Source organism: Micromonospora sp. NPDC005206 (genome assembly GCF_040608175.1).
Taxonomy (GTDB): Bacteria; Actinomycetota; Actinomycetes; order Mycobacteriales; family Micromonosporaceae; genus Micromonospora.
This window is the reverse complement of record NZ_JBEXHU010000016.1, coordinates 60,334-81,640: the sequence shown is the minus strand read 5'-3', so window position 1 is coordinate 81,640 and position 21,307 is coordinate 60,334. Positions and strand designations below refer to the sequence as shown.

Sequence of the window (21,307 nt, the reverse complement as noted above, 5' to 3'; positions counted from 1 at the left end):
GCAGTCTGCCGGAGACCAGCACCGGCCCGCGCCCGCGAGGCGGCAGTCGGGCCCGGCGGGCAGCACCCGGTCGAGCGCCATACCTGTGAGTCATGAACATGACTCACAGGTATAGGGCCCACGAGTGGGTGGATGCCCCGGTTAATCGGTTGCTCGCCGCACGCCGGCCTGTTGAGCTACCTGAAACGACCACCGATCTCAGGGAGTAGTAATGCGCGCTGCGTCGATGTCCGGCCAGAAGGGACCTGTCACCTACCTGAAGGACACGACGCTTCGTGAAGACCCTCAACCTCGGCATCCTGGCGCACGTCGATGCCGGTAAGACCAGCCTGACCGAGCGACTGCTGTTCGCCGTCGGCGTGACCGACCGGCTCGGCAGCGTCGACGCGGGCAGCACCCGCACCGACTCCCTGGCACTGGAGCGGCAACGCGGGATCACCATCCGCTCGGCCGTCGTCTCCTTCGTGCTGGACGACGTGACCGTCAACCTGATCGACACGCCCGGTCACCCGGATTTCATCGCCGAGGTCGAGCGGGTGCTCGGCGTCCTCGACGGTGCGGTGCTGGTGATCTCCGCGGTCGAGGGCGTCCAGCCGCAGACCCGGGTGCTGATGCGTACGCTGCGCCGGCTGCGCATCCCCACGCTCATCCTCGTGAACAAGGTCGACCGGGCGGGGGCGGACCCCGAGCGGGTGGTGCGGGCCGTCGCGGAGAAGCTGACCCCGTCCGTGGTGGCCATGGGGTCGGTCGCGGGGCCCGGTACCCGGGACGCCCGCTGCACGTCGTACGGCCCGGCCGACGTCGGCTTCACCGACCGGCTGATCGACCTGCTCGCCGGTCAGGACGACGCGTTGCTCGCCGACTGGGTGGCGGACCCCGCGACGCTGCCGTACCCCCGGCTGCGCCGGGCGCTGGCCGACCGGACCGGCCGGTCGCTGGTCCAGCCGGTGTTCGCCGGCTCGGCCATCACCGGCGCCGGAGTGGACGCGCTGATCGCCGGGATCACCGAACTGCTGCCCACGGCCCAGGGCGACGCCGAGGCCCCGGTCTCCGGCACCGTGTTCGCCATCGAGCGCGGCCCGGCGGGGGAGAAGATCGCGCTGGTCCGGCTCTTCACCGGCACCATCCGGGTCCGGGACCGGATCCGGGTCGGTGCGACCGGCGCTTCGCTGGTCACCGGGGTGCGCGTCGTCGCCGACGGGGCCGACATCGCGGCGTCGTCGGTCGGCGCGGGCCACATCGCCCGGCTGTGGGGCCTCACCCAGGCGCGGATCGGTGACCCGGTCGGCGTACCCCCGAAGCGCGCCGGCGCGGACCGCCAGTTCGCGCCGCCCACCCTGGAGACCGTCGTGGTCCCGGCCCGCGCCGCGGACCGGGTCACGATGCACGCCGCCCTGAGCCAGCTCGCCGAGCAGGATCCGCTGATCAACCTCCGGCAGGACGACCGGCAGCACGAGATCAGCGTCTCGCTCTACGGCGAGGTGCAGAAGGAGGTCATCCAGGCCACCCTGGCCGACGACTTCGGGGTCGCCGTGACCTTCAGGGAGACCAGCACGGTGCACGTGGAGCGGGTCAGCGGCGTCGGCGAGGCGGTCGAGGTGATCGCCGTGGCGCCCAACCCGTTCCTGGCCACCGTCGGGCTGCGGGTGGCCCCGGCGTCGGTCGGCGCGGGCGTGAGTTTCCGGCTCGGCGTCGAGCTGGGATCGATGCCACCGGCGTTCTTCGCCGCCGTCGAGGAGACCGTGCACCGGACGCTGCGCCAGGGGCCGCACGGCTGGCAGATCCCGGACTGCGAGGTGACGATGACCCACGCCGGCTACTGGGCCCGGCAGAGCCACTCCCATGGCACCTTCGACAAGAGCATGTCCAGCACCGCCGGGGACTTCCGCAACCTCACCCCGCTGGTGCTGATGACCGCGCTGACCCGGGCCGGCACCCGGGTGCACGAGCCGGTGCACCGGTTCCGGCTGGAGGTGCCGGGCGACGTCCTCGGCACCCTGCTGCCGGCGCTCGCCCGGCTCGACGCGGTGCCGACCGACACCACCGGGCAGGGCACGTCGTACCTGGTGGAGGGGGACATCCCGGCGGGCCGGGTGCACGCGCTGGAGCGCCGCCTGCCGTCGCTGACCCGGGGCGAGGGCGTGCTCGAAACCGCATTCGACCGGTACCGGCCGGGGCGGGGCCCGGCCCCCACCCGAGCACGCTGGGACCACAACCCCCTGGACCGCAAGGAGTACCTGCTGGCGGTGGCCCGCCGGGTCGTCGGCGGCCGGTAGCCGGCGCGGGCCTGGTCGAGGTGCGCCGCCCGATCAATCTGGTCACCAACCACGTTAGGTCTTAGGGTTGGAGATCGTCTCGACTATGCGTTTCCGCCGCCGTTGCGAGGAGTTGCGTTATCGCGGATGGGAGTTGCTCGTGGCTTCGTCTTCGGAGATGGCTCTATCTCCGGCGATGGTTTTGCTCATGCTTCCTTCTATGGCGACAAGGATGACGCCGTCCTCCCCTACTTCGACAACGTCGACCGGTTGGCCACCTACTACTACGTGTATCGCCCCGATCTTCCGAGTCGGAAGCTCCATGTACCGTCGCGCGAGGTGACCGAAGAGCGTTTAGCCGGTGGCGAGGTGAAGCGTTACCGGAGGTTGGGCGGGCTTCCGCGAGAATGGAAGCGGGAGTAGCCGCCAATAGAGGGAAATGCGGACGTGATTTATGGGTGGCTCGCCGGATATTTCGCCGCGGATGGCGATGTCGGAAGTACGGGCCGGCCATCGATCTGGTCTGCGGATCGGCAGAACTTGGAGTTTGTCAAGACTGCATGCGACGCGATCGGAATTTGGACTCTCCCCCCATCAGAAGTCGGATGCGTCGCGGGTACGGGTCAGTTGACACTGCGATCTATGTCATGGGAATCTCTCGAGCGGACCTCGGCCCAGAATTCTTTCTCCTGCACGAGCATCGCAAACGTTGGTCGGCAAACCGAAAAGCTGTCGAGCGGCGAGGATGGACTCTGCGGGAGGTCCGGAGGACCCAAGCGATCGAAGAGGTTTACTGCGCCGTCGTGGAAGGAGGCCATTCCTTCGCCTTGGAAGGGAACATCCTCACGGAGGCCCCTTCCCGTGAGCGGTATGGTCGAGGGCTGTTGTAAACCTCGGATCCTCGCGAAGGTGGTCGTGCACCTTCGCCAAGTGGTGTTTCTGAGGAGCAAACGTGATCGATGCGCCGCGCGGCCGGGACGGTGCCGTCACCGGCCGCGCGGTGGTCGAGCGGCTGCGTTGCGGAGCGCTCGATGTATCCCACGCCGGGTCGGGACCGCTGATGGTGGAGGACCCGGCGCCTTGGTAGGGATCAGAAGCCGGCGAAGACCCGCCGCAGGTCGTCCAGGCTCACCGGGCCGGTCACCCGCACACCGTCCGGGGTGTGCTGGGGGCCGAGCCGCCCGGTGGCCAGGCGCAGCCACGCCTCGGCCGGGGCGGTCAGCTCGCCGTCCGGCTGCTCCGGCGTGTCGGTCAGCTCGATGTGCTCGCCCAGCCGCAGCCCGTACGTCTGCTCGGGCTCGTGCAGCCGTACCAGCAGGGCGGTTTCCCGGCCGGCCAGCTCCTGCGGCCGGCTGGTCCACGCCAGCATGCCGCCGATCTGGTCGAGCAGCAGCGGCACCGCCCCCGGCGTCACCGCCGCGAACGGGTTGAACGCGACCTCGACGTCCCACTGGTGCAGCGCGAACTCGCTGAGCCGGAACCGGCCCGCGGTGGCCACGTCGACCGGGTCCGGCAGGAAGCCGAGGTCGATCCGCAGCGAGGCCCGGCTCTCGGCGTCCAACGCCTCGTATGTCTCGATGAGCCGCTGGTTGGCCTCGAGGAACCCGGCGGCGTGCTCGGCCGGGGGCATCGCGTCCCAGCGCTGCCAGACGCCGCGGTTGAAGTCGCCATCCGGGCCGGGCGCGCCGGTGCGGGCGGCGGTCAGCGTCGCGAGGTTGATCTCCGCGCCGCTGCCCAGGTGGCTGAGCACCTGGGACACCTGCCACTCACTGGCCCCCGACGGCAGAAGGAGGTCGTCCTCCTTGAGGTCCCGGACGAGCGCGGCGAGCTCCTCGTGGCCCGCGCGCAGCGCGCTGATGATCTGATCGGCAGCCGTGGACATATGTCTCCTCAACGGGATTTTCGACGGTGGTCGGGACGTTACCGGACGCGGCCGCCGGCCGGCCCACGCCCGCGTGGGGAGCGGACCGGCCGGCGGACGCGTCGGTCGGCTCAGCCCATGTGCACGGCGTTACCGGCCGGGATGTCCTCCTTGCGCACCTTGATCAGGAGCAGGGTGGCCAGCCCGGCGAGCACGATCAGGGCCGCGCCCCAGGCGAACGCCACGCTGTAGCCGTGCACCAGCGCCTCGATCTGGTTGGCCGGGCTCGGCACGTGCGAGACCAGGTAGGTGGCGACCGCGCTGGTGTACATGGTGTTCAGCAATGCGGTGCCCAACGAGCCGCCGATCTGCTGGGTGGCGTTCAGCGTCGCGCTGGCCGCGCCCGCATCGTGCTCCGGCACCCCGACCAGGGCGAGACTGGACAGCGGCACGAAGGTGAAGCCGAGACCCATGCCGAGGATGACCTGGGCCGGCAGCAGGTGGGTGAGGAACGACGTGTCCACGTCGATCTGAGTCAGCAGCAGCATGGCCACGGCGGCGAGCACGGCGCCGCCGACCATCAGCGGCTTGGCGCCCAACCGTGGCATCAACTGGCTGGCGCCACCCGCCGCGATCAGCACGCCGGCGGTGACCGGCAGCGAGGCGAGACCGGCCTCCAGCGGCTTGTACTGCAGCACCACCTGGAAGTAGAAGGTCAGGAAGAGGAACGCGCCGAACAGGCCGGCGCCGATCAGCGTCGAGGCGAGGTACGCCCCGCCCCGGTTCCGGTCCAGGATGATCCGCATCGGCAGCAGCGGGTGGTTGGAGCGCAGTTCGATCACCACGAAGGCGGCGAGCAGCACCACACCGGCGGCGATGAAACCGAGCGTCGCGGCGGCGTCCCAACCGTCCTCGGCGGCCTTGGTGAAGCCGTACACCAGGGAGACCAGACCGGCGGTGACGACGACCGCGCCGGGGACGTCGTAGCGGGTGTTGCCGTGCGCCCGGCTCTCCGGCACCAGCGGCAGGGCGAAGGCGATCGCGACCGCGGCGACCGGGATGTTGACCAGCAGGCACCAGCGCCAGTCGGCGTACTCGGTGAGCACCCCGCCGAGCAGCAGGCCGACCGCGGACCCGCCGCCGGCGATCGCGCCGTAGACGGCGAACGCCTTGGCCCGCTCGGTGGCCTCGGTGAACAGGACGGTGAGCAGCGCCAGCGCGGCCGGGGCGAGCAGCGCGCCGAAGGCGCCCTGCAACGCGCGGGCGGCGAAGAGCATCCCGCCGGTGGTGGCCAGACCGCCGAGCGCGGAGGCCAGCGCGAAGCCGGTCATGCCGACCAGGAAGGTGCGCTTGCGGCCCCAGTAGTCGGCGATCCGGCCGCCGAGCAGCAGCAGGCCACCGAAGGCCAGCGTGTAGGCGGTGATCACCCACTGCCGGTTCGCGTCGGTGATTCCCAGGTCGGACTGGGCCTGGGGGAGGGCGATGTTCACGATCGTGGCGTCCAGGACCACCATGAGCTGTGAGACCGCGATGACCGCCAGCGCGATCCAGCGCCGCGGGTGCGGCGCGTTCGTCGACGTCCCGGCGCCGGGCGCGCCGGGAGCGGTCGAGGTAGTTCCGGGCATGGTGAAGCCTTCCGTGTGTCTGTAGATCAGGAGCGGAGCCGGTCGAGTCAGGGCCGAGACGGGCGGTCGGGCTGGTAGCGGAGCACCGGAATCAGCACCTGGTCGACGACCTGGGTGAGGAACGCGTCATCGGCCGGTAGGCCGTGCGCGACGATGCGGGACATGGTGAGGGCGGGCGCCAGGTCGTGGAACAGGTCCCGTTCGCCGGCCTCGGGCGGGATCTCGCCTCGGGCGGCGGCGCGGACCAGGATGGCCGTGCTGGCCACCCGCCCGGCTGGCAGCACCTGGTGGCGCACCAGTCGTTCCAGCTCTGGGTTGGTCCGCATGGCGAAGGTCAACGCCTGCATCAGGTCACCGTCGGCCCTGCAGATGGCGGCCGTGGCACGCAGCAACTCGATCAGGTCGCCGCGCAGGGAGCCGGTGTCCCGCGGGTTGTGCACGTCCACGTGCCGGTCGCGCAGCGCGGCGACGACCAGCTCGGCCTTTCCGTCCCAGCGCCGGTAGATGGTGGCCTTGCTGACGTGCGCCCGGGCGGCGATGGCGTCGATCGTCGTCCGGTCGTAGCCGACCTCGCGCAGCAGGTCGATGACCACGGCGAACAGGTCGGTGTCGGTGCACCGGGCACCCCGGGCAGCCGGCACCCCGGCAGCCGTGCCCACCTGCTGACCACCCAGCATCCCGACCCCCCCGAAACGATGTCGTACTGAACCTAGTTCGCGATCTGGAGATCGTGCAGGGTTTTATGAGTTGCGTCGCACCGGGTGGACGAAACGATTACGTTTCTGGCCGGTGTCCGGCAGGTGAACCGGGTACTCAGCCTCCCGCGGAGGGGGCGAGGAGCACCGGGACGGCCACCGTGTTGATCCGGGAACCGTCACGGGCGGACACCTCGTACACCTCGATGGTCCCGCGCTGCTCGCGGACGGTGCGCCAGCCGACCACCACCCGGTACCCGCCCCGGCAGCCGCTCCCGCAGCTCGCCGTGCCGAAGCCGGTGGCCACCTCCCGGCCGGCGGTGTCCAGGACCCGGACGCTCACCGTGGCCTCGAACACGTCGGCGGTGCCGGTGACGGTGAGCGGGGCGGTGACGCGTTCGCCGACACCGGGGCCGGTGACCACGATCGGCGGCAGCAGGTCCGCGTAGTCGGCCCGGCCGACCGGGGCGCCACCGCCGAAGCGGACCTGCCGCACGGTGGGGAACTGGGTGAGCGTCCACACCACCTGTGCCTCGCGCAGCCGCCGGCGCTCCGCCGGGTCGTCGGCGGAGGGGACCGCCCCGAGCGTCGCCACGCCGTCGGCGATCCGGGTGACCTCGACGCCGGCCGGCAGCAGAGTGGCCAGCCCGGTCGCGGCCTCCGCCGACGTGGGCCCGGCGGCCAGCTCGGTCAACGCCAGCCGGGACGTCGCCACGGTGGCCGGCCGGGTCCGGTGGGTCGGGACGAGCCGGCCGGAACGGACGTACCACAGCTCGATGGTCACCGTGTCCGGCCGGGGGCGCGTACCGGTGGCGGACGGTGCCGGCGTCCGGGCCGCGGTGCCGGTGGGCGACGGTGGCGGTTCCGCGGACGGGGTGGGGGTCGGGTCGGGGCGCCCGGTGGACGCGGGTGTGCTCGACGGCGCGGCGGTGGGCGCCGGGCCGAGGACGCCGGAGCGTGGGGTGCCGCACCCGCCGACGAACACCGCGGCGATGAGCACCGGCGCGGCCAGCCGGGCCGCACCGCGCGGGCTCACCCCGCACCACCCGACGGCGCTGTGCGGGCCGTGCGCCCGCCTCCGGGCGGCCGCGCCGGGGCGCGGTCGTCGGGATGTTCGACCGGGCGCGGCGTGCCGTCGTGCGGCTGGGCGGGGCCGGGGGCGGGCAGCACCAAGCGGAACCGGCTGCCCGCGCCCGGCTCGCTGTGCGCGGTCAGCACCCCACCGAGCAGGGCGGCGTGTTCCCGGGCGATGGCGAGCCCGAGCCCGCTGCCCGGCGCCGAACGGGACGGGTCGACCTTGTGGAACCGGTCGAACAGGCGCGGCAGGTGCTCGGGCGGGATGCCCGGCCCCTGGTCGGTGACCTCGAAGACGACCAGCGGGCCGTGCCCGGTCACGGTGGCCCGGATCTCGCCGCCGCCGTGCTCGACCGCGTTCGCGACCAGGTTGGCCAGCACCCGTTCCAGCCGGCGCGGGTCGGTGCGCAGCGCGAGCGGTTCACCGGTGACCAGCACCCGCTCCGACCAGCCGCGCGCCGCGACGATCCCGCGCAGGAGTGTTGGCGCGTCGACCGGCTCGACGCTGAGCCGCTCCCGGCCGGCGTCCAGCCGGGAGATTTCCATCAGGTCCTCGACCAGCCGGCGAAGCCGGACCACGTCACCGACCAGCAGCCGCGCGGCCGGTCGGGCGTCGCCGGGCAGCTGGTCCAGGTGCTCGCGCAGCAACGAGGCCGCGGCCACCAGGGCGGTGACCGGGGTACGCAGCTCGTGCGCGACGTCGGCGGTGAACCGCCGCTCCCGCGCCTGCGCCGCGGAGAGCGCCGCGATCTTCGACTCCAGCGCCTCGGCCATCTCGTTGAACGACGCCGCCCAGACGCTGAACTCGTCCCGCCCGCGTACCGGCAGTCGGGTGGCGAGCAGGCCCTCGGTGAGCGACCGGGCGGCCCGGCTGGCCCGGCCCACCGGCTCCAGCGTGCGGCGGGCCAGCAGGTGTCCCACCCCGGCGGCGAGCAGCACCACCAGCACCCAGCCGGCCAGCAGCGCGGTGCGCAGCTGACCCAGGTCGGCGGCGATGTCGTCCTCGACGGTGATCACGTACAGCTCGGCGGTCGAGCCGGGGATACGGCCGCCGACCACCAGCAGCCGTGGGCGCTCCGCCGGCGCGGACCGCTGGTAGCCGAGCTGCCCGTCCGCGACCGTGGCCCGCAGTTGGGAGCCGAGCGTCGGGGCGTACGACGGGTGCGAGGGGCGGGCCGGACCGTCGACGAGCACCACGTGCCGGCCGCTGCCCTCGAAACTGGTGAGCAGCTCGGTGCTGCGCTGGTCGGTCAACGGCAGGAACTGTCCGGCGAGGACGAGTTGGTAGCGGGCGTCGGCGGCGGCCTGGTGCAGTGAGGCGTCCAACCAGGACTGCCGCAGCAGCAGCCCGGTGCCCCCGGCGAGCAGTCCGGCGGAAACCCCGGCGACCAGCACGAACGCGATCGTCAGCCGTCGCCGCAGGCGGCCCGGGGGCACTGCGCGTCCGGCCATCGCCGACCTCCTGTCAGCCCGTGGACAGCTTGTAGCCGGCGCCGCGTACGGTGCGTACCAGCCGAGGGTGCGCCGGGTCGTCCTCGACCTTGGCGCGCAGCCGTTGCACCGCCACGTCGACCAGCCGCGAGTCGCCCAGAAAGCTGTGGTTCCAGACCAGGTCCAGCAGCAGCTCCCGGGTGAAGACCTGCCCGGGTCGGCGGGCCAGCTCCAGCAGCAGGCGAAACTCGGTGGCGGTCAGCGCCACCTCCCGGCCGTCCCGGCGGACCACGAAGCTACCCGGGTCGATCTCCAGGCCGCCGACCTCGATGGTGCTCGACGTGACCGGCGCGCTCGCCCGGCGCAACACCGAGCGAACCCGGGCCACCAGTTCGGGCAGGTCGAACGGCTTGCGCAGGTAATCGTCCGCTCCGCACTCCAGCCCGACCACCACGTCGAGCGTGTCGGTGCGCGCGGTCAGCATCAGGATCGGCACCTGGCTGCTGCGCCGGATCTCCCGGCAGACCTCCAGGCCGTCCAGGCCGGGCAGCATGACGTCGAGCACGATCAGATCGACCGGACGGGCCCGCCACGCCGCCAGGGCCTGCCGCCCGTCGGCGGCGGTGTCGACCCGGAAGCCGGCGCGGCGCAGACCGAGGGCGGTGACCTCCCGGATGGAGGCATCGTCCTCGACCACCAGCAGGCGGCCCTCCATGACCTGAGGGTAGACCCGCCGCGACGGTGCGCAGCCCTGGCGAAACGGTCGGTGTCGGTGGCCCGCCCGGACCCGGAAGGAAGGGCCCCTTCTTATCGCCAGGCGATAAGAAGGGGCCCTTCCTTCGGTCACCACTGGTGGGCTACGTCGAGGACGATCCGGCTGTGCCCGCCGGGGCCGGCCAGCACGAACGTGCGGAACGGCAGCCGGGCCCGCACGCCGACCGCGAAGGTGGTGTAGCCCTCGAAGCTGCCGCCGAAGACGACGTCGCGCAGCGTCTGGTAACGCAGCAGGTTCGCGGCGTGCTCACCGACCCGGTACGGAACGGTGCCCAGGCGGGAGTCGTCGTACGCGGGGGCCCGCAGGGAGACCCGCAGCAGCGCGCCCCCGGCGGTGTACGGCGACAGCGCCAACCCCTCGCCCTCAGTCCACGTCTCGCCGTAGCCGACCGCGTACCCGTCCACCGACCCGGCGAACTCGAATACCACCCGGTCGTAGCAGTCGTGCCGACCGGTCCGCACGTCGACCAGCGGGGCGGTGCTCAGGGCGCCGGCCGACTTCTCCGCGCTGCCCCAGGTGATACCGCAGTACGGGGCCATGGTCGTCGCCGTGGTGGTGCCGGCCGCGGCGCCGTTGCCCGCGCTGGCGACCAGCCCGGCGAGTACGACCGCCAGCGCCGTCAGTGCGCTTCTGATCCTCATCGTGGTGCCTCCGTCCGATGCTCGGGGCCACGCCGCGGCGGCGTTGCCGGTGACCCTCTGCCGCGACGGTCGTCCCGCCCCGGCACGGCCACTTCGCCGTGGCGTAACAGCCGCGTAACGGCGGTCGACGGGGGTGCCGTGGACGCTTCCGGCCCCCTTCGCCGAGGGCGTTGGCACGGTCGCCGGTATGACGGTTCCGCTATGCCGGTCCTCGACCGCCGTCACATTAACATTCACCTATATCGATGACCGGCGGCCGGTGGTCGCCGGACGACCGCAGGGGAGTGCGTGATGTTCCGACGACAATTGCTGCGTGCGGCGCAGGCCGTACTGGTGGCCGTGCTGGCGGCGGCCGGGGTGCAGCTCGCCACCGGCGCTCCGGCCGCCGCCGTACGGACCGTCTACTACGACGCGAGCCGGACCGGCGGGTTCCGCACCAACTTCGACCAGGCGGCGCAGATCTGGAACAGCCGGGTCAGCACCGTCCGGCTGCAACCCGGCACCCCGGCCAGCATCACCATCTACGTCGACGACGGCTGGCCCCGGGCGCAACCGACCGGGCTCGGCTCGGGCCGCATCTGGATGGGCCGCACGGCCGTCAACCAGGGCTACGACCGCAACCGGATCGCCGCCCACGAGCTCGGCCACATCCTGGGCCTGCCCGACCGGCGCACCGGCCTCTGCTCCGACCTGATGTCCGGCAGCAGCGCCCCGGTCTCCTGCCGCAACGCGAACCCCAGCTCGGCCGAGGCGTCCCGGGTGACCTCGCTGTTCGCCGGCACGCTCGCCGCGCCGGTCACCGGCGCCACGTACACCTGGGACGGCGCCGGGGACATCGGGCCGACGGTGGTCGGCGGCCGGCCGGCCTCCGAGAACTACCCGTTCATGGTGTACGTCTCCGGCTGCACCGGCACGCTGATCAAGGCCAACTGGGCGGTCACCGCCAAGCACTGCTCCACGCCGTCCTCGGTCCGGGTGGGCAGCGTCAACCGCACCAGCGGCGGCACCGTGGTCCGGGTGACCCGCGCGGTCAACCACCCGAGCGTCGACGTCAAGCTGCTGCAACTGGCCAGTTCGGTCAGCTACGCCCCGGCCCCGATTCCGACGACCTCCGGCGCGGTCGGCACCGCCACGCGGATCATCGGCTGGGGCCAGACCTGCCCCCGCCCGGGCTGCGGCTCGGCCCCCGCGGTGGCCAACGAGCTGGACACGTCCATCGTGGCCGACAGCCGGTGCTCCGGCATCAACGGCCCGTACGAGATCTGCACCAACAACACCAACGGCACCGCCGGCGCCTGCTACGGCGACTCGGGTGGCCCGCAGGTGCGCCGAGTCAACGGGTTGTGGAACCTGATCGGCGCGACAAGCCGGGCCGGCAACAACAACTCCACCTGCGCCACCGGCCCGTCGATCTACGTCGATCTGCCGTCCATCCGGTCCTGGATCTCCACCCAGGTCGGTGGTCTGCCCGTCTGATCACTTCGGACACCCGTGGCGGGCACTCGGACACGCGTGCCCGCCTCGCGCAGCCGGGTCGCCCAGGCGTCGCTCGCTGGGGTAGCGTGCCTGGCACATCGTCCCATCCGAGGTGGTCTCATGTCTGCCGTCGTCGCACTCGTGCTGACCCTCGCACTGTCGCCCGCGCCGTCGCCGTCGGCCCCCTCGGGCCCGGTCGGCGGCCTGCTCGGCGGCGCCGGCCAGATCGTCGACGATCTGCTCGGTGGCGGTGGCACCCCGAGTGTTTCCCCGAACCCGGACCCGACCCCGGCCGCGACCCCGAGCCAGACTTCGCCGCCGTTCGCCGGGCCGTCGGCCCCGGTGACGCCTGCGCCGATGCTGCCGGCACCGACCCCCACGCCCGCCGGATCGTCGACCGGTCCCCGGCAACCGGCGGCGCCCGCCGCGCCCGACCGCACGGCCGGCGGTCGGGCCCCCCGTGAGGCGGCCGTGCCGCTGCCGAACGGTGGCGATCCGGTCGCCCCGCCGACGCTCGCGGCCCCGGACCGGGGCGGCTGGCCGCTGCTGCCGGCGTACTACCTGCTGGTCGCCGGTGCCCTCGCGCTGCTGGCGTTGCTGCTCCTGGGTCCTCGCAGGGCGGCCCGCGCCGCCAGCGCTGCCGGTGCCCCCGCGCCGGCGCCGACCCCTGCGCCGGATCCCGGCCCGACGCCGGGCAATGTCAGCCGACTTCCGACCAACCTCAATGCCATCTACGAGCTGGGCCGGCTGGACGAGCGGCTCGAACAGGAGCGTCGCCACCGGTCCTGACGAGTGGCGTCCGGCCGCCGGCCTCAGCGAGCCGGCCGAGCGCCCTCGCGCGGTGGGATCTCGTCGTGGTACGCCCCGATCGGCCCGCGGTAGCGAACCCCGTCCGGGTACGGCCAGGCGTTCGCGGTGCACCCGTGCAGGCCCAGCGTCTGCTGCTGCATCACCGGCGCCGGCCGGCCCCGCCCCGGGCACCGCTCGTGACCCAGGCCGAGCCGGTGCCCGACCTCGTGGTTGACCATGTACTGCCGGTACGTGGCCAGGCCGACGCCGTATCCCGGCACCGCCTTGACCCAGCGGGCCACGTTCAGCACCACCCGCTGGCCGTTGCGGCACGAGGTGTAGCCGTCCGGAACGTCCTGGCACAGTTCGTCACGGGTGCCGGGGGTCGCCAGGTAGATGGTGAAGTCGGCCGGTGTGCCGGCGCCCACCCTGCGCAGCCGCCAGGTGCCGCCGGCCGTCCACCCGCGCGGGTCGTTGAGTGTCGCGGAGACCGCCGCGGCGACGTCGGCCACCGGCAGGCCGCGGATGTCGCGCTCCACGGAGACCCGGTACCGCAGCAGCCGCCCGCTGTCGCCGTGCCCGGACGACTTCTCGGCGGCGGCCGTCGACCAGCGGTCGCCGCCGGTCGCGGGGTAGCTGATCGGGGCGGCCGGGGAGGGCGTGACACCGGCGGCTCCCGCCGGTCGGCCGGTCGTGGCGCGCCCCGCCGCGGGTTGCCCGACGCGTTCCGGCCCGGTCGTGGGCGGGCCGGTGGCGGGCTGCCCGGCCGCCGGCAGGCCGCAGCCGGTGAGCAGCGCCACCACCAGCAGCAAGGTCGCGGAGGCGGCCTGGCCTCGACGGGTAGCCTTCGTCGACATGTCTCTCCCCTCGCGCGCCGGTCTGCGGCGCCGCAGGGGAGGAGACGGGTGACCTCGCCAAAAAGTTGATCTCAGGGAGACTCAACCTTTCGCGGTCCTCGCCCGTCCGTAACTGTGTGGCACGGGGGAGGGTTCGGCGTGGCGCGGGGTGACGCGGAGTTCGTCGAGTTCGCGCGGGCCGCGTCCGCGCGGCTGGTCCACGCCGCGTTCCTGCTGACCGGGGATCATCACGCGGCCGAGGATGCCGCGCAGACCGCCCTGGCCCGCACCTACGCGTCCTGGTCCCGGATCCGCGACGACGACGCCTACGGCTACGCCCGCCGCATCCTGGTCAACCACCTGGTGGACGGATGGCGGCGCCCGATCCGGGAGTATCCGACCGAGGAGGTCCCGGAGCAACGGCCTGCCGACGTGGCCGACGAGGTGGCCACCCGGCGCTGGTTGACCGCGATCCTCGGCGCGCTCAGCCCTCGCGAGCGGGCCATCGTCGTGCTGCGCTACTACTTCGACCTCCCGGAGGCGCAGGTGGCCCGGGAACTCGCCATCTCGGTGGGCACGGTCAAGAGCACCAGTTCACGGGCGCTGGAGAAGCTGCGCGCCACCGGACCGAGCGCGGTCGACAGTCAGGAGGCGTGCCGATGAGCGAGCTGGACCGGCTCCGCCACGCCATGCGGGCCACCGAGCGACCCGAGGCCACCCTCGACCTGGCGGCCGTCATGCGCGACGGGCGGCGGTTGCGGAGTCGCCGCCGGGTCGCCGGAGCCGGGGCGACGACGCTGGCGATCGGGCTGGTCGCCGCCGTCGTCGCGGTGGTGGTCGGCGCGCTACCGGGCGATCCGCGTACGGTCGATCGTCCGTCGCAGGTCGCCGTCGCCCCCACGCCGCCGGTCGGCGTCTCCCCGACGCCAGGTACGCCCGGACCCACGGCGGCGACCACGATCGGCCGTGCGGAGCCGCCGCCCTCGCCACTGGGCCAGGTCGTCGACAGCGGGATCCGGCACGGCGGCGACCAGCGGGTGTACTACGTCGTGCCGGTGGCGGTGCCCAGTCAGCCCCGGGTGAAGATCGGGCTGGCCGCCGGCCGCCGCGCCCCGGACGGCACATTGACCACGGATCTGCTGGTCAACGACGTCGAGGGGGCGGACCGCAGCCCCGGGTTCCACCAGATCGGCTACGACAGCGGGGGAGCCGCGGCGCCGGTGCCCACGTTCGGCTACTTCGTCGGCCCGGCGCACCGGATCACCGGCACTGTGGACGGCCGTCAGGTCGCCGCCCGGCTGGCCCGGTGGAGCGCCGACAAGCAGGTGGTGATCTTCTGGTTCGACCCGGCCGAGCTGGTGCCGGGGGATCGGCTGGACGGCATCATCGCCCGCGACGCCGGCAACCGTCGGCTGTGACGCGCCGGCCGTCGCGCGGACGGCCGACGGCTCAGGCCAGCCGACCCTCGATGGTCACCGTCGTCCCCTCGCTGGTGGAGACCAGCCGCACGTCGCCGTAGGCGTTCATCAGCAGCGCGCCCCGTCCCCGGTCCATCGCCGGCCGGCGGTCCCGCCAGGTGCCGAAGTCGCGTACCGAGATCCGGACCAGGCCGCCGCCAGCCTGGAGCCGGACCCGCACCTCCGGACGGCTGGGTCGCTGGGCGTGCTCGACGGCGTTGTTCACCGCCTCGGACGCGGCGAGCAGCAGGTCCTCCTGCACGTCCGGGTCGACGTCCAGGCCGCTCAGCGCCAGCCGGACGTCGCGGCGCATCGCCGCCGCCGACGCGGGCGCGGAGGGGTACGTCCATCCGATGTCGAGGGCGTCGCCGACCGCTTCCGCGATGGCGCTCCGGGTGGGAGTGTCGGCCGGGTGGCCCGGCGGGTCCGCGGCCGGCTCCACGGCCGTCGGAATCGGCGCGACGGTGGTGGCCGGGGCAGGTCGTGCCGCCGCCGGATTGGCGTCGAATGCCGGTGGGATGTCGTCGGACCAGGCCGGCGCCGCGTCGGGCCGGGGCGCCGCGCTGGCGCGGGACCGGCGGATGACGGCCCGGATCCGCGCGATCAGCTCGGCTGCGGCGAACGGCTTCACCAGGTAGTCGTCGGCGCCCAGGCTCAGGCCCGCCACGCTGGCGTCCCCTCCGGCGCGGGCGGAGAGCACCAGCACCGGCAACGCCCGGGTCGCCGGGTCCGCGCGCAGCCGGCGGACCAGCTCGAAGCCGTCCAGCACCGGCATCATCACGTCGGTGAGGACCAGGTCCGGTGGGTCGCGGTGGACCGCGTCGAGGGCCTGCCGACCGTCGGTGACGGTCCGCACCCGCCAGCCCTGCCCGGTGAGCAGCCGGCTCAGGTACGCCCGCATGTCGCTGTTGTCGTCAACCACCAGGATCCGGGCCCCGGTCAGCTCGTCCCCGGTGGAGCCGGACGCCGGAACGGGCTCCGAGACGCCATCGCCCGGGTCGGCCAGCCAGGTCACCGCCTCCTGGACGGCGGCACGGGCCGCGTCGCCCCGCCCGGTGGGCGGTGATCCGGTCGGCACGGCGGGGCGCGCCGACGTCCACGGCAGCGCGACGGTGAAGGTGCTGCCGACGCCGACCCGGCTGGTCACCCGGACCTCGCCACCCTCGAGGCGGGCCAGCTCGTGCACCAGGGCCAGGCCGATGCCGGTGCCCTCGTGACTGCGCGAGAGGGCGCTGCGCACCCGGTGGAAGCGTTCGAAGAGCTTCGGCACTTCCTGCTCGGCGATGCCGATGCCGGTGTCCGTGACGGTGAGCCGCACCTCCTCGCCGTCGGCCTCCAGGGCGACCCGGATCCGGCCGATGAACGTGTACTTCAGGGCGTTGGACAGCAGGTTGGTGACGATGCGTTCCCAGTTGACCGGGTCCACCGTGACCGGCCGGGGCAGCGGCGGGCAGTCGACCTCCAGGGTCAGCCCGGCCCGCTCGATGGCGGCCCGGAAGACGCCGGCCAGCTCGGCGGTGAGGGTGGCGAGATCGACCGGGTGGGCATCGCTGCGGGCCTGTCCGGCCTCCAGGCTGGAGAAGGTGAGCAGGCTGTTGACCAGGGTCAGCAGGCGGGTGGCGTTGCGCCAGGCGGTCTCCACCCGCTCTCGCTGCACCGGTGCCAGTGGCGCGGTGGCGTCGGTGAGCGCGTCGGCCAACGGACCGAGCATGAGGGTGAGGGGGGTGCGGAACTCGTGGCTGACGTTGGTGAAGAAGCCGGTCTTCACGCGGTCCAGTTCGGCCAGCGCCTCGGCCCGGCGTCGCTCCTCCTCGTACGCCCGCGCGTTGCGCAGCGCCACCGAGACCTGCTGGGTCAGTAGGTGGTAGAAGGAGCGGTACGCCTCGTCCAGCCCGCGGCTGGGGCTGACCCCGACCAGCAGGACGCCGAGCGGCTGGGCCTCGGCGGCCGAGGGCAGCGGCAGCGCCAGCGCGGTGTCGACCGGGTCCTTCCACGGGCCGGCCGGCAGTGGCAGCCGATCGCCGACGTCGGTCACCTCGGTCGGTCGGCCCTCGGCGGCGGCCGGCAGACCCCAGGCGCGGGCGGCCGTGCTCGGGTCGGTCAGCTCGGTGACCTCCGGCAGCGCCCTCGCCACGGTGGCGTCACCCGGGGCGCCGCCGGCCCAGGCGACCCGGCGCAGCAGGGTGCCGTCGCGCAGGTAGATCGCGGCGAACGGCACGTCCAGTGGGTGGGCCTCGATCGCGTCGATCAGCCGCGCGCCGGTGGCGTCCACGTCGACGGTGCGTCCGTCGCCGCGTACCGCCAGGTCACGCAGCAGTCGTAGCCGCCGTTCGCCGACCACCTGCTGGGTGACCTCGCTGCACACGGTCAGTACGCCGACGGTGCGGCCCTCGTCGTCGCGGGCCGGGGCGTGCGAGACGCTGAAGTACGCCTCCTCGCGGTAGCCGGCCCGCTCCAGCAGCAGTCGCAGGGCGGGCGCCCAGCTGGCCACCCCGGTCGCCATGGCCTGCTGGATCAGCGGGGCGAGCACGTCCCAGCCTTCGGCGAGGGTCACCCGCACGTCATCGCCGAGCGCGCCCGGGTGCTTGTCACCGATCAGCGCGGAGTAGGCGTCGTTGTAGAGCTGGGAGAAGCGGTCACCCCACAGCAGCAGCATGGGGTAGCGGGAGCTGAGCACCATCCGTACGGCGGCGCGCAGGCTCTGCGGCCAGCCGGTCACCGGGCCGAGCGGGCTGGCGGTCCAGTCCAGCTCCGCCATCAACCGGCCGGTGTCACCGCCGTCGGTGAACAGGTCCGTGCTGGGTCGTATCACGCTCGACCCGGCCCCATCGCAAGCCCCCGTTCCGGGCCCGAGACCCCTGCTGGCGTTACCTACCCATCCTGACACCTTCACTCACCTGTGCCGACGCCGGCACCCGCTGATCCGGCCGCCCGGGTCGACGTGCGCTCGGCGTCCGGAGCGGCGGCGGCGGAACGAACCGTCTCGTCCCCGTCGTGCCAGTTTGGGGCTACTCGCTGGGCAGTGCGGCGGTGGCCACCGAACCGTGGGCGTTCCGGACGAACGACCGATGCCCAAGACATTGATATCTGTAAGTGTCTCGGTTATCTCTCCAACCCCCGAGGAGCCCCCCATGAGAGGCAGAACGCTGAGCGCGGGCATCGCGCTCGCCGTGTTCACCGGGATGACGGTGACGCTGGCCGCCCAGCCGGTGACCGCGTCACCCATCGCCGGAACGGCAGTGGCCCGGCCGATCGCCGCACCCGCCGCCGTCCTGGCGGCGCCGGACATCTCCGTCAGCAACGTCCAGGCGCACCTGACCCAGTTCAACTCCATCGCCAGCAGCAACGGCGGCAACCGACGGGCCGGCTCGGCCGGCTACACCGCCTCGCTCACCTACGTCAAGACCAGGCTCCAGTCGGCCGGCTACACGGTCAGCGAGCAGTACTGCTCAAGCTGCACGTACCCCTCGAACAACCTGATCGCGGAGTGGCCGGGCGGTCCGGCCGACCAGGTGGTCATGTTCGGCGCCCACCTCGACGGCGTCTCGGCCGGGCCGGGCATCAACGACAACGCCACGGGTTCGGCGACCCTGCTGGAGAACGCGCTGGTGCTGGCGGCGCAGAGCCCGACCATGACCAAGCGGGTCCGGTTCGCCTGGTGGACCGACGAGGAGCAGGGGCTCAACGGCTCCCGCTTCTACGTCAACTCGCTCAACGCCACCCAGCGTGGCTACATCAAGGGCTACTACAACTTCGACATGGTCGGCTCGACCAACGGTGGCTACTTCATCAACCGGGTCACCTCCACCACGGCGGCGCCGCTGAAGGCGTACTGGGACTCGTTGGGCCTGCAACCGGAGGAGAACGTCGAGGGTCAGGGCCGCTCCGACGACTACTACTTCCAGCAGGCCGGCATCCCCACCTCCGGCTACGCCGCGGGCGCCAGCGCCCGCAAGACCAGCGCGCAGGCGGCCAAGTGGGGCGGCACCGCCAACTCCGCCTACGACCCTTGCTACCACCGGGCCTGCGACACCACCGCCAACGTCAGCGCCACGGTGCTGAACCGGGCCGCGGACGGCGTCGCGTACGCGCTGTGGCAGCTCGCCGTGGGCGGTGGCACCCCGACCAACGACTTCTCCGTGGCCGTCAACCCCACCGCGCGCTCGGTCGCACGGGGTGCCAGCACCACCGCCACGGTTGTCACCGCCACCACCGCCGGCTCGGCGCAGTCGGTCAGCCTCTCGGCCTCCGGTGCGCCCAGTGGGGTGAGCGTCTCCTTCAGCCCGTCCTCGGTGACCTCGGGGGGCTCGGCCACGATGACGCTGACCGCGTCGGCCAGCGCGGCGACCGGCACCTTCACCATCACGGTCACCGGCACCGGCTCGGTCACCCGCAGCGCCAGCCTCACGCTCACGGTGACCGGCACCGGAGGCTGCGCGGGCGGCCAGGTGATCGGCAACGGTGGCTTCGAGAGCGGCAGCACGCCGTGGACCGCGTCCTCCGGTGTGATCACCAGCTCCAGCGGTCAGCCGGCGCGGACCGGGTCGTACAAGGCGTGGCTCGACGGGTACGGCAGCACCCACACCGACACCCTGACCCAGTCGGTGACCGTGCCGGCCGGCTGCGCCAGCTACACGCTGTCGTTCTGGCTGCACATCGACACCGCGGAGACCACCGGTTCCACGGCGTACGACAGGCTCACCGTGCAGGTGGGCTCGACCACGCTGGCGACGTACTCGAATCTCAACGCCGCCGCGGGCTACGTCCAGCGCACCTTCAACGTCGCCGCGTACGCCGGGCAGACGGTGACGCTGAGGTTCACCGGCACCGAGGACTCTTCGTTGCAGACCAGCTTCGTGATCGACGACGTGACGCTGCAGGCGAGCTGACGTGGGTCGCCGGGTGGAGGCGGGCGACCGCCTCCACCCGGCATCTAGTCATGCTCGTCTATCTCTGGTAGAAATCCTTCAAGGCCGGCCCCTGGTTCGCAAAAATTCCACCCCTCACGCGAACGGGAGTGCCATGTCCACCACCCGATCCACCCTGCGCCGCCGCGTGCTCACACTGCTGGTGGCCACCCTCGCCGCGGTCGGTGCCGCGCTCGGTCTCGCCGCCCCGGCCTTCGCCATCAGCCACTCCAGTGCCACCTCGCAGCTGAGCGCCGCCAACATCTCCTGGACCTCCAGTGGCAACTGCAGCAACCGCAACATCGCCACCTGCACCTCGTTCGACGGGGTCCGGCAGGCGACGATCAGCGGCATCATCACCTTCAAGCGGGCCAGCGGCTGCGCGGTCACCATCACCGCCGGCACCGAGGTCGGGCATGCCGGCGGGACGTACAGCCACTGGAACGGCTACAAGCTGGACATCGCGCTGAGCACCTGCATCCAGAACTACATCTCCGCGAACTACACGTACGTCGGCTACATCGCCGGCTTCGGCTACCAGTACCGGGCCCCCTCCGGCAACCTCTACACCAAGGAGGGCAGTCACTGGGACATCCTCTTCTACAGCTGTGGCGGTTGCTGACCGGCAGCTGAGGCGGGTGCGCGGACGGAGCTGACCGCGTACCCGAGGACGGGCCGCCGCCGGGAAGCCGGCGGCGGCCCGATCACGGCCGTGGTGCGGCAGCTCAGGGCAGCTGCGGGTAGAGCGCGGCGACGCCGCCGGCGAGCCCGGCCTGGACCTGCCGGCTGATGTCGTCGGCCACGATCTCGTAGGCGTCGGCCTCGATGCCGTCCACGCCGAGCCGCGCGATGACCGCCGGGTCGGACTTCGGGGCGGTGACCGCGGCGGTCATGTCGGTGTCCATGTAGCCGACGTGCAGGCCGGCGACCCGGACCCCCCGGTCGGCGAGCTGGGCGCGCAACGCGTTGGTCATCGACCACTCGGCCGACTTCGCGGCGCTGTACGCCCCGACGCTCGGGAAGGTCACCCAGGACAGCACGGAGAGCACGTTGAGGACAGTCCCGCCTCCGTTGCCCGCGATGATCGGAGCGAACGCCCGGACCATCGACAGGGTGCCGAGGTAGTGGGTCTCCAGCTCGAGCCGGACGAGGTCCAGGTCGCCTTCGAGCAGGTCCGATCCGGTGTCGATGCCGGCGTTGTTGATCAGCAGGTTCACGTCTCCGGTCAGCGCGGCGGCGGCGGCCACCGAGGCGGGGTCGGTGATGTCCAGCCGGACCGGCGTCACGCCGGGCAGGTCGACGCTGTCCGGGTTGCGGGCGCCGGCGTAGACGGTCGCGCCGCGGGAGAGGAGTTCGGCGGCCAGGTGCCGGCCGAAGCCGCGGTTGGCGCCGGTGACGAGGGCGGTGCTTCCAGCGATCTTCATGGTCTGCTCCAGGGGTCGCGCGCCGCTGCTCGGGCGGAACGGTGGGTCGTCAGGCTCGTGC

At 72.7% G+C, this 21,307-nt stretch carries 18 protein-coding genes and 1 pseudogene; 9 read left to right on the top strand and 10 right to left on the bottom strand.

Translation table 11 applies throughout. From position 1 onward, the window contains the following. Positions 1–275: 275 nt before the first annotated feature. The 3 genes and pseudogenes from ABZU69_RS24400 to ABZU69_RS24390 all read left to right on the top strand — a co-directional run. On the top strand, positions 276–2,276 hold the full coding sequence (locus tag ABZU69_RS24400) for a translation factor GTPase family protein (protein WP_354966654.1): 2,001 nt from the start codon (positions 276–278) through the stop codon (positions 2,274–2,276). Between the two features lie 126 nt (positions 2,277–2,402). Continuing rightward, positions 2,403–2,678, top strand: coding sequence for a hypothetical protein (locus ABZU69_RS24395; RefSeq protein WP_354966653.1), 276 nt, complete (start codon positions 2,403–2,405; stop codon positions 2,676–2,678). A 24-nt stretch (positions 2,679–2,702) separates the two neighbouring features. Continuing rightward, positions 2,703–2,822 (top strand): annotated as a pseudogene (locus ABZU69_RS24390) (LAGLIDADG family homing endonuclease); the annotation flags it as partial. Between the two features lie 523 nt (positions 2,823–3,345). Here ABZU69_RS24390 and ABZU69_RS24385 read toward each other — a convergent pair. The 7 genes from ABZU69_RS24385 to ABZU69_RS24355 all read right to left on the bottom strand — a co-directional run bounded on the left by ABZU69_RS24385 (position 3,346) and on the right by ABZU69_RS24355 (position 10,357). Continuing rightward, on the bottom strand, positions 3,346–4,137 hold the full coding sequence (locus tag ABZU69_RS24385; protein WP_354966652.1) for a maleylpyruvate isomerase family mycothiol-dependent enzyme: 792 nt from the start codon (positions 4,135–4,137) through the stop codon (positions 3,346–3,348). Positions 4,138–4,247: 110 nt separating this feature from the next. Further along, complete coding sequence (locus tag ABZU69_RS24380; protein WP_354966651.1) at positions 4,248–5,741, bottom strand: MFS transporter; 1,494 nt, start codon at positions 5,739–5,741, stop codon at positions 4,248–4,250. 47 nt (positions 5,742–5,788) lie between these two features. Continuing rightward, the gene (locus ABZU69_RS24375; RefSeq protein ID WP_354966650.1) at positions 5,789–6,418 is read right to left on the bottom strand and encodes a TetR/AcrR family transcriptional regulator; all 630 of its coding nucleotides are present in this window, start codon (positions 6,416–6,418) and stop codon (positions 5,789–5,791) included. 136 nt (positions 6,419–6,554) lie between these two features. Beyond that, positions 6,555–7,472, bottom strand: coding sequence for a Gmad2 immunoglobulin-like domain-containing protein (locus ABZU69_RS24370; protein ID WP_354966649.1), 918 nt, complete (start codon positions 7,470–7,472; stop codon positions 6,555–6,557). Then, positions 7,469–8,962: a HAMP domain-containing sensor histidine kinase gene (locus ABZU69_RS24365; RefSeq protein ID WP_354966648.1), complete on the bottom strand. Its 1,494-nt coding sequence runs from the start codon at positions 8,960–8,962 to the stop codon at positions 7,469–7,471. The genes ABZU69_RS24370 and ABZU69_RS24365 overlap by 4 nt, the downstream gene beginning before the upstream one ends. A 13-nt stretch (positions 8,963–8,975) precedes the next feature. Continuing rightward, a complete protein-coding gene (locus tag ABZU69_RS24360; protein WP_354966647.1) occupies positions 8,976–9,656 on the bottom strand; it encodes a response regulator transcription factor in 681 nt (226 codons plus the stop codon). A 128-nt stretch (positions 9,657–9,784) separates the two neighbouring features. After that, on the bottom strand, positions 9,785–10,357 hold the full coding sequence (locus ABZU69_RS24355) for a hypothetical protein (protein ID WP_354966646.1): 573 nt from the start codon (positions 10,355–10,357) through the stop codon (positions 9,785–9,787). 291 nt (positions 10,358–10,648) lie between these two features. Here ABZU69_RS24355 and ABZU69_RS24350 point away from each other — a divergent pair, with 291 nt between their 5' ends. Further along, positions 10,649–11,833, top strand: coding sequence for a snapalysin family zinc-dependent metalloprotease (locus ABZU69_RS24350; protein WP_354966645.1), 1,185 nt, complete (start codon positions 10,649–10,651; stop codon positions 11,831–11,833). Positions 11,834–11,953: 120 nt separating this feature from the next. Then, positions 11,954–12,622, top strand: coding sequence for a hypothetical protein (locus ABZU69_RS24345; protein ID WP_354966644.1), 669 nt, complete (start codon positions 11,954–11,956; stop codon positions 12,620–12,622). A gap of 23 nt (positions 12,623–12,645) precedes the next feature. On the opposite strand, the gene ABZU69_RS24340 is transcribed toward ABZU69_RS24345, so the two are convergent. Continuing rightward, positions 12,646–13,479 carry a DUF3152 domain-containing protein gene (locus ABZU69_RS24340; protein ID WP_354966643.1) on the bottom strand — a complete coding sequence of 278 codons (834 nt, stop codon included), beginning with the start codon at positions 13,477–13,479 and terminating at the stop codon, positions 12,646–12,648. Positions 13,480–13,617: 138 nt separating this feature from the next. On the opposite strand from ABZU69_RS24340, the gene ABZU69_RS24335 reads away from it, so the two are divergent. Both ABZU69_RS24335 and ABZU69_RS24330 read left to right on the top strand, forming a co-directional pair. Then, positions 13,618–14,121, top strand: coding sequence for a SigE family RNA polymerase sigma factor (locus ABZU69_RS24335; protein ID WP_354966642.1), 504 nt, complete (start codon positions 13,618–13,620; stop codon positions 14,119–14,121). Then, a complete protein-coding gene (locus ABZU69_RS24330; RefSeq protein WP_354966641.1) occupies positions 14,118–14,876 on the top strand; it encodes a hypothetical protein in 759 nt (252 codons plus the stop codon). The genes ABZU69_RS24335 and ABZU69_RS24330 overlap by 4 nt, the downstream gene beginning before the upstream one ends. 31 nt (positions 14,877–14,907) lie before the next feature. Here ABZU69_RS24330 and ABZU69_RS24325 read toward each other — a convergent pair whose 3' ends face one another. Beyond that, positions 14,908–17,727: an ATP-binding protein gene (locus tag ABZU69_RS24325; RefSeq protein WP_354966640.1), complete on the bottom strand. Its 2,820-nt coding sequence runs from the start codon at positions 17,725–17,727 to the stop codon at positions 14,908–14,910. Between the two features lie 319 nt (positions 17,728–18,046). Between ABZU69_RS24325 and ABZU69_RS24320 the strand changes: the two genes are divergently transcribed. After that, positions 18,047–19,804 (top strand): M28 family peptidase, encoded by a 1,758-nt coding sequence (locus tag ABZU69_RS24320; protein WP_354966639.1) that lies wholly within the window; start codon positions 18,047–18,049, stop codon positions 19,802–19,804. Between the two features lie 133 nt (positions 19,805–19,937). Beyond that, positions 19,938–20,444: a hypothetical protein gene (locus ABZU69_RS24315; RefSeq protein WP_354966638.1), complete on the top strand. Its 507-nt coding sequence runs from the start codon at positions 19,938–19,940 to the stop codon at positions 20,442–20,444. A gap of 103 nt (positions 20,445–20,547) precedes the next feature. On the opposite strand, the gene ABZU69_RS24310 is transcribed toward ABZU69_RS24315, so the two are convergent. After that, positions 20,548–21,246 (bottom strand): SDR family oxidoreductase, encoded by a 699-nt coding sequence (locus ABZU69_RS24310; protein WP_354966637.1) that lies wholly within the window; start codon positions 21,244–21,246, stop codon positions 20,548–20,550. Between the last annotated feature and the right edge of the window lie 61 nt (positions 21,247–21,307).